Annotated in this window: 5 protein-coding genes; all 5 read right to left on the bottom strand. The window is 40.8% G+C overall.

All coding sequences use genetic code 11. From position 1 onward, the window contains the following. Positions 1 to 51: 51 nt before the first annotated feature. A complete protein-coding gene (locus tag DBR11_RS08140; RefSeq protein WP_233260687.1) occupies positions 52 to 1,869 on the bottom strand; it encodes an aryl-sulfate sulfotransferase in 1,818 nt (605 codons plus the stop codon). Beyond that, positions 1,860 to 3,485 (bottom strand): RagB/SusD family nutrient uptake outer membrane protein, encoded by a 1,626-nt coding sequence (locus DBR11_RS08135; protein ID WP_108551430.1) that lies wholly within the window; start codon positions 3,483 to 3,485, stop codon positions 1,860 to 1,862. Before DBR11_RS08135 ends, DBR11_RS08140 begins: the two co-directional genes overlap by 10 nt. Positions 3,486 to 3,516: 31 nt before the next feature. Next, entirely contained in the window at positions 3,517 to 6,546 is a 3,030-nt protein-coding gene (locus tag DBR11_RS08130; RefSeq protein WP_108551428.1) for a TonB-dependent receptor, read from the bottom strand. A 460-nt stretch (positions 6,547 to 7,006) separates the two neighbouring features. Next, positions 7,007 to 7,876, bottom strand: coding sequence for an AraC family transcriptional regulator (locus DBR11_RS08125; RefSeq protein WP_108551426.1), 870 nt, complete (start codon positions 7,874 to 7,876; stop codon positions 7,007 to 7,009). A 227-nt stretch (positions 7,877 to 8,103) separates the two neighbouring features. After that, positions 8,104 to 8,562 (bottom strand): hypothetical protein (locus DBR11_RS29870; protein WP_199233795.1); only part of this gene is annotated, 459 nt, incomplete at its 5' end.

Below are 8,562 nucleotides of genomic sequence, written 5' to 3'. Positions count from 1 at the left end.
TTGGTAGGCTGCCTATTCAATCAAAATTCCTTAATTATCAGAGATAAGTACTCAAAGAGTATTCGGATAAATTTCCATCCTGGTTACCCGATGAAAGGCAGTAGTGCTCGGAGCCGTTATCTCCAGCTCATAAATCACCTCCTTCGTAGCAGGGTCAATTTCAACGATCCTGCCACCAATTCCCTTATTTGTTTTATTTCCTATTCCCGGACAGTATAACACATGTCCTGTTTGAGGCAAAAATTGTACAGAAGAAAGCGCCGGGGCAAAGCTTTTCACTCCCCTTTCCTTTCCATAAGACCAAACCTGTTGTACTGTTCTTTGAGCTTCGTCTACCTTATATTCCACAATACGGCTATAACTATCCGCATCAACCATTGTATTTGGCTGAAAATGGCGATAATAACCATTGTCAAAAACCAGGATATGACCATTAGGCATTAAAACAGGCGTATGCGGACCCCATGCCCAATCAAATCCGCTAGTTTCAGTTTCCCCTGAAATTACTTTAGGATCAATTATAGCCCTGCCAGATTCATCTACTGGAGACAATAAATATTTCTGATAGGCAGCACCCCAGTTCTTATGAGGCGAAATGATCCACTTTACATTTCCATCCTTATTGAAAGACATCAGTCCCTGGAAACGTACAGTCGCCATTAAATCGATACCACGCTCGGCTATTGAATTGTTGTGAGCCCAGTTACTCGGCGTCTGTATAATATCGCCAGGCAATACATCTTTATGGCTCTCGTAACGGGAAGTATCCAGCATATTGGCCAGATCCCATTCTTTCACCAATGTACCAGATGTAGGATTCACCTCAATGATATGGTCATTGATTCTCGGTTTTCCATTCACTAAACGTGCATCAGATTTAGAAACAGTAATCAGAAAATTCCCATTGGACGCCTCAGTTACCTCATGATGGAAGGTATAACCCAATTTAATCAAGTCCCATTGATGAACAAGGTTACCCAGCATATCCACCTCCACAATACGAGAAGCATCCTTATCGCCAGAAAGGAAATTACCATTCTTCATACGTTTAAAACCAATGGCTTCTCCAAACCGCTTAAGATCGGGTGATGACTTCAATAAGAGTATCCAGCGAACTTCCCCATCAGAATCGAGCATATAAGGACAGGAAGTATCCAGTTCACTTTCTCCAGGATAACTCACCAGATTTAAGCCTGGCTCCATACGATCTTTTTGGGCAGTAATGATCTCAAAACTTGGAAAAGCAGCTACATTTAGTGGAGCTGTCTGTATTTTCAACTGTGTTCGCCCACGTTCTTTTCCATCCATATCTGTAAAAACCAAATCAACAAGGTTATTATAATTGGCGTACAATCCCAGCACAGGAATGATTTGTCTGTTGTTTGAAGCCGTAAACAGATGTTCTATAGTTCCGTTCTTACCTGTTTTACCTTCAATAATAACCTTTATCCTGCCCCTTGCCGGCATAAATACCTCTACCGTTGCAGCCAATGGATTATACCCAGAGGGATTTAAAGCAACGTTCCTAACCATAAAATCTAATGCATTTCCTTTGGAAGGAACAGAAAGGCTTTTTTTATCAGCAAAATTCACCACAGTTGCCCATTGATCAGGATGATCTTCTACAGAAAGAATAGATTGTACTGGTACCTCCACCACTCCTGTTTCAAAATTAAACGTATAAACTTTATCTCCCTTTGTATAATTTAAGAGTAAACTACCCTTTTCCGTCATACTTTCCAAAGAAGTTTTATATGCCTCTTCTTTTGTAGATTCCGCCACCTTATCTTTTTTACAGGCAACCAGCAGCATTAGCGGCAGGACCAGCATCACCAATGCTGTCCTGCCTCGCCTTAAAATTATCTCCACAGTGGATGTTGCTGAATAGCTGTATTCGTATTCAACTCCGTTTGTGGGATAGGCAGATAAAAATGTTTCGGCAGAAAATTTGACGCACCCTGCTTTTTATTCTGCACCAGAAGTTGCTTCATTTGATCATAAGTATAAAAACGCTTCAAATCAAAGAAACGATGGCCTTCAAAGAAAAACTCCAATTCATTCTGATGAATCACCTCTTTCCATAGATCATCAACTCCACTCCATGTTTTGGCAGCAAGCCCGGCCCGGTCCCGAATGCGCGTCAGGTCATTGGCCGCATCGCTCAATTTACCTGTCTTAATAGCCGCCTCTGCATGCAACAATAAAACTTCAGCAAAACGCATCACCCTTAGGTTATTGTTTTGATTTTGCTGATCGTACATACTGTTTGCATCAGCAACATTTTTATAAAAATTGGTAAACTTTTTAATCAGGAAACGACCTTTTTTACCGTTGACAGTAGAAAAATCAGGCTCGCCTCTTAAACGTTTGGTTGCACTCGCTTCCCAGATCTGATCAAAAGACTGATTTCCAAACCAAGCTCCATCAGCAACTGTATTTTCAAAATCAGAATACTTCCAGAAAAAACTGGTATACATACGCTTATCAAATTTAGTATCTGAACCCGCTGGTCTTTGTTCAGCCATAAAATCATTTACAATGGAAGCCGTAGGCATCCATTTAAACCAGCCACCAGTTCCTTGAGGACCAACGAAATTCGGGATCACAAAGCCCTGTGTACTTGTTGCCTCTTCAGAACCCCATGAACCTTGACCAAAACTGCCATTGTACATAATTTCAAATACAGATTCTTTATTCAGTTCTGTATTCTCCGTAAAATTATCTTCGAATTTACTAACCAGATCATAAGTATAAGGAGCTTTCATAATCGTACTCAATTCAGCTTCAGCTTCCGCATATTTCTTCATGTAATTATACGTTTTACCCAAGTAAGCAATAGCCGTACCTTTTGTTACCCTTCCAACTTCAGCAGCTGGCCGTACAATTGGCAGATATTCTTTAGCTACTTTGAAATCTTCTACAACTTGCTTCCAGATCTGTTCCTCTGGAGAGGATGGTTTCATAATTTCTTCTGTGCTTTCAGAAGCGGGAATCAAACGCAAAGGCACATCGCCAAAATTGCTTGCCAAAAGAAAATATGAAAAACCTCTTAGAAAACTGGCCTCAGCAATTAACGAATTAATCTTATCTGTACTCATTGGTACATTTTTCACATTCTTAAGTACCACGTTAGCCCGGTTAATACACTGGTAGATCTGGTCAAAATCACTTCCAGCAGTATTCGCCGTGTTGGAATAGGTAGCCGGTTCCCAGTTCTGCAGCTCTTCCCCTAAAATAAACCAAACATCGTCTGCACGGTTCATGGTATGCCATCCGGTATATCCTCCAAAATAGCCATACATTTGTCCGCGGATCGGAGAATAAACCGTTGCCATAGCAGATTGGGCATTGGCTTCAGAAGTCCAAAAAGTTTGCTCTACCGCCTGATTTGGATTGACATGATCCAGAAAGTCTTTTTTGCATCCCCCCATGGAGATCGTGAGTATAGCAACCACTGACAGTTGCTTCAATATATTTGTTTTCATGATGTATTCTTTTAATTGTTCCTGTTAATCCTTAGAAATTGGCCTGAAGTCCTGCTGTGATCGTTCTTGCGGCAGGGAAACGCCCGTGATCTGTTCCTCTCGACATGGTACTGGAACCACCCCCATTCTGATCATCATTCTGTCCTAAGTCCGGGCTGTATCCTTTATACTTAGTCACAATAAATAAGTTGTCTGTTGCTACAAAAAGTCTGAAATTTTTCATGCGGGCTTTATTTACCCATGCATTATCGAAAGTATAACCGATTTCTAATGTTTTCAGACGGAAAAAAGAACCGTCTTCCAACCAGCGATCACTGACGCGACGGCTATTTTTGTTTTCATCCTGTTGCGTAAAGCGGGGAACATCTGTATTTCTGTTTTGATCCGTCCAGGCATTCAACACGTTCGCACCAAAATTGGTAAACTCATTCATAGACTCCATACGTGCCCTTGTATAGTTGTAGATCTTATTGCCCTTCATGCCATCAAAGAAAATCCCCAGATCAAAACCTTTATAGTTTAAACTACCACGTAGGCCATAATTAAAATCCGGGAATGGACTACCTGCATACTGACGGTCATCATCTGTAATTTGTCCGTCGCCATTGAAATCAATAAAACGGATATCACCAGCCTTTGCATTGGGCTGAATCACTTTACCAGCCGGCGTTTTATAAGCTTGCGCCTCTGCATCAGACTGAAAGATACCATTGGTTCTGATCAGATAAAATGCACCAATCGGGTCCCCAAGTTTTGCCCAGGTAATGGTTCCCTCACCCTGAGGATTATAGCCAGCAAATTCCTGTTTTTCACTACCCACAGTAATCGCCGTTATTTTATTTTTAACGGTAGAAGCATTTATACCAATGGAATAATTAACCTCTCCAATACTGTTTTTATAATTCAACAGCATCTCAAAACCTTTATTCTGAATCGTTCCGGCATTCATAGTCGGGCTACCTTTCAATCCTGTTGAACCAGGCATAGAAATACTCAACAGTACATTTTTAGTCTCCTGAACATAATAATCTGCAGTCAGAGATAATTTGCCCTTTAAGAAGCTGGCATCCAATCCTAAGTTTTTGGTGTGTGTTTCTTCCCAGGTCAGGTCTTTTGGAGAAACCCAGGTTACCCCGGTATTGCTGCCCATCCACCAATTGCCACCTTCTATGTAATTGATGCCGCTGCTGCTGATACTTTGAGTAGCATAATTACCAATCTCCTGGTTACCCAGTTTACCATAACTTGCCCGTATTTTCAACTCACTAACGGCATCCTTAGCACTGGCAAAGAATTTCTCGTTCATGATGTTCCAGCCCACAGAAACTGAAGGAAATACACCATAACGATGACCATCAGCAAAACGTGACGAACCATCACGTCTAACAGATACCGACATCATATATCTGGAATCATAGCTGTACATCGCCCGTGAAAACATAGAAAGTAGCGAATACTCCTGCAAATCTCCAGAGGTGGTCTGTTGTGTAGTCGATCCGGCACCAATAGAATTGGTTCCAAACGGAATATCACTCCTTCCAGCTCCAAAAGAGCGGTTAGAATTTTCCTGTGATGAGTAGCCTAATAAAGCAGATATGGTATGCTTACCAATCGTATTGTCATAATGTAAAGTATGTTCCAGCAGCCATTGGTTATTAAAATAAGCCGATTCGTTTAGTTTAGACTGAACCGCTCCCGATCCAAAGTTATAAGGCGCATTATAATTGTAATTGCGTCCGTTGTTTCTATTGTATCCGTAATTCAGTTTATATTTTAATCCTTTTATACCCAGGTCTACCTCCGCGTAGGCATTTAACAGGATGTCTGTTTTGTTTAATCTGTTGTCGAATAGCCTCGAAGCACCAACCGGATTATCCATGTTTTTCATCCAGGGTAAAATACCAGCATACCCGCCTAGCTGATTAGGATCTAATACACCAAGTAAGGGATTTTGACGCAATGGATCTGTTATGGTTAAATGATTATCTTGCCTTTCTGCTGTAGTTAACAATAAAGTATTACCAATGCGCAAATGGTCATTGAAGAAAGAAAAGGTATTTTTATTGCGGATATTGTAAGCCTCATATCCCGAATTGATCAAAATACCATCCTGGTTGATGTAACCAGCAGACACATTATAGGTTGCTGTTTCCGAACCTCCGGTAATGCCAACATTTGCTTTGGTTAAAGGAGCAGTGCGGTAAACTTCATCCTGCCAGTTTGTACCAGGGCCTTGAAAATTGATAGCCTCCTTTGGCAAATAACCAGATTGGCTCATAATGGTTTTCCATTGTTGCGCGTCCAGTACATCCAGTTTCTTTGCAATAGTTTGCACCCCCGAATATACACTGGCGCTAATGGAAGCACGCGTGTTTTTCTTACCCCCTTTTGTGGTGATCAGCACAACACCATTGGCCGCACGCGAACCATAAATAGCCGCTGCCGAAGCATCTTTAAGCACGTCCAAAGAAGCAATATCAGAAGGGTCAACCATATTGATATCGCCATATACCCCATCAATAACGTACAAAGGAGTGTTGGAACCCAGCGAACTCAGACCGCGAATATTGATGCTCATACCAGCTCCAGGCTGACCACTCACGCTGGCCACGCTCACACCGGCAATCCGGCCTTGCAGTGCACCACTTGCGCTCTTAGCAACGTCAGTTTGCATCTCTTTTCCGGTTAAGGAAGCCACGGCCCCTGTCAGATCCTTTTTCTTCACTGTCCCATAGCCCACTACCACAACTTCATTCAGCTGATCGCCGTCCGAAAGTATAATGTTCATGGTCTTTGATTTTCCAACGGTAGCTTCAGTTTTCTGCATCCCAACGTAAGAAAATATAAGAACCGCGCCTTCAGGTGCCTGAATGCTAAAGTTCCCGTTGAGATCCGATGTGGTTCCGCCGGCAGCTCCGGTATTACCCTTAATCACGATAGTAGCACCAGATAAAGGATTATTGGCATTGTCCTTTATTGTGCCTTTCACAGTAATAGCCTGTTGTGCGCTTGCGAAAAGGCATAAACTGACTAAAAATAAAATTAATAGACTTGTTCTCATTTAATGTTGTTTGGCTTTTTTTGCAATGATGCAGGAAGAATTCAGAGTGTATACGGCAGAATGCGTGTATTTAAACACAAATAGGTCCATACTCATTACATTTGGTTAAATCGTAGTTAATTGGCATAAAACTATGTATTCGCCAAACCGGAAAATTGCAGGATTTGCTCAATCGAGTTGAACTTTTGATTCTTTATTTTGGCTTAAACCAAGCCATATAGGCGATTAACGGTGCCAAACAACATTAATCATTTCATTATCAGCAATAAAATTAAAGGTGCAGATTTAATTTCCAACGAATACCACAAAAACATAATCAACTGAAAAACAAAACATTAAACAAAAAAACAGATCAAAGCAGCTTGTACAATTCGCTCAACTCTATTGAACTATATGCTCTTCTCTTCAACTTTCTGTTCGGGTGGAGAATTATGGGTTATATTTAATTCAAAAACCAGAATCAGATAATGATCTGGTCCTTCTGGTGGCTGTCTCTGAATTCAGCAGGCGTGACCCCCTTTGCTTTTTTAAATATCCGGTAAAAATAGGAAACGCTATTAAATCCGCATTCGCTAACCACTTCTGCAATAGAACTATTCTTTTTAAGTTTTTCCATAGCCATACTTATCCTGAAATCGAATAAGTAGGAGCTGAAGTTCGTTTTCGTATTGCTCTTAATAAAGCGGGCAAAAGTAGAACGGCTCATGTTTAAAGCTTCTGCGGCATCTGTTAAGCAAATTACCTCAGAAATATTCCTGGAAACATAAGCATGTAATTTATTGATCAAAACTTCATTTGGAGACATACTCAAAGATGCAGCACTGGAAAGTTCTCTGATATCCTCGCATTTAGACAATTCATACAGCAGCATCAGTAACTTCATGACCGAATAGAATCCATCTCTTTCCATCGTGAGTAACCTCAAAACAGGGAGAATTTTGTCAATTGCACCAGCACCAAAAATTACACCTTTAGAGGCTCTGGAAAACAACTCCTGTATACTTTTAAATTGATTTTTACCCAGATATTGGTTAATCAGCGACGGATGAAACTGAATGGTAATTTCATGAATATAATCAGAAGTACATTCTCCATTTTTCCAGGCATGCTTTAGTTCCGGATTGGCAATAAGCACCAAATCTTTATCACCGATCGTTTCCACAGAATCTCCAACAATCCGCTGAGCACCAGCCGCCCCCTCCACAAAATTCAGTTCATACTCCGGATGGATATGTACAGGAAAAGTAAATGATGATTTCACGCGATCGAAGACTAAAAAGCAGTCTTTGTCTGTTAACGGAGATTTTTCCCGGTAAATATCTTTTAGCATAAAGGCAGGTCTAGAGCGAAAGTATAAGTGCAAATTTTCATTAGGTGTTTCAAAATTAGAAATCAAATCGACAATTACAGAAATAAGGAAATATTAGTTTCAACCTTTAAACCAATTCAGGACTAAAAATAACGATTATAAAACACCGAAGCCCATGAAAGCCATGAAGTAGAGTACAGGAGGCTTTTCGAAAAAATTCACCTTCATAAAAAGAGCCATCCGTTACTTTAATCTCTTAAGTGCAGAACCTGCTTAACCTCATCATAGTTTTTGGAAACAACATTTGACAATGTATGCACCCCACCAGGGATAATAATATACCTGAATTGATGGGCATTGGATATGGAACCATAGGCATTGGTTGAACTGGTCACACTAATACGGATGCTTCCCACTGTGCTCAGTGCAGACCAGACATCAATATTGGAGGTCGCACCACTCATATAAGTAATGGAAATAGGCAGGTTTGCTACCTGGTCTGTTGGCCATATAGAGGAAACATATCCATACAGTTTACCGTAAACAATTACTGTACCCTGATCTAGTATGGCTTGAGTAACTTTGGAAGCAGCAATATCAGCAGTAAAATAGACAGTTCCAAAAACAGTCGTTTTGGTATAAATACTTGGGGTTACCCAGTCGGAATAGATCACATTTGCTGTTCCCGGATCACCTTTAGCACCTTT

The sequence above is a fragment of the Pedobacter sp. HMWF019 genome (assembly GCF_003061025.1).
Lineage (GTDB): Bacteria > Bacteroidota > Bacteroidia > Sphingobacteriales > Sphingobacteriaceae > Pedobacter.
This window is presented reverse-complemented; position numbering and strand designations above follow the sequence as displayed.

What these genes read in the sequence shown, in the direction of transcription:
- DBR11_RS08135 (WP_108551430.1), bottom strand. Translation starts at nt 3,485, where the DNA reads ATGAAAACAAATATATTGAAGCAACTGTCAGTGGTTGCTATACTCACG.
- DBR11_RS08130 (WP_108551428.1), bottom strand. Translation starts at nt 6,546, where the DNA reads ATGAGAACAAGTCTATTAATTTTATTTTTAGTCAGTTTATGCCTTTTC.
- DBR11_RS08125 (WP_108551426.1), bottom strand. Translation starts at nt 7,876, where the DNA reads ATGCTAAAAGATATTTACCGGGAAAAATCTCCGTTAACAGACAAAGAC.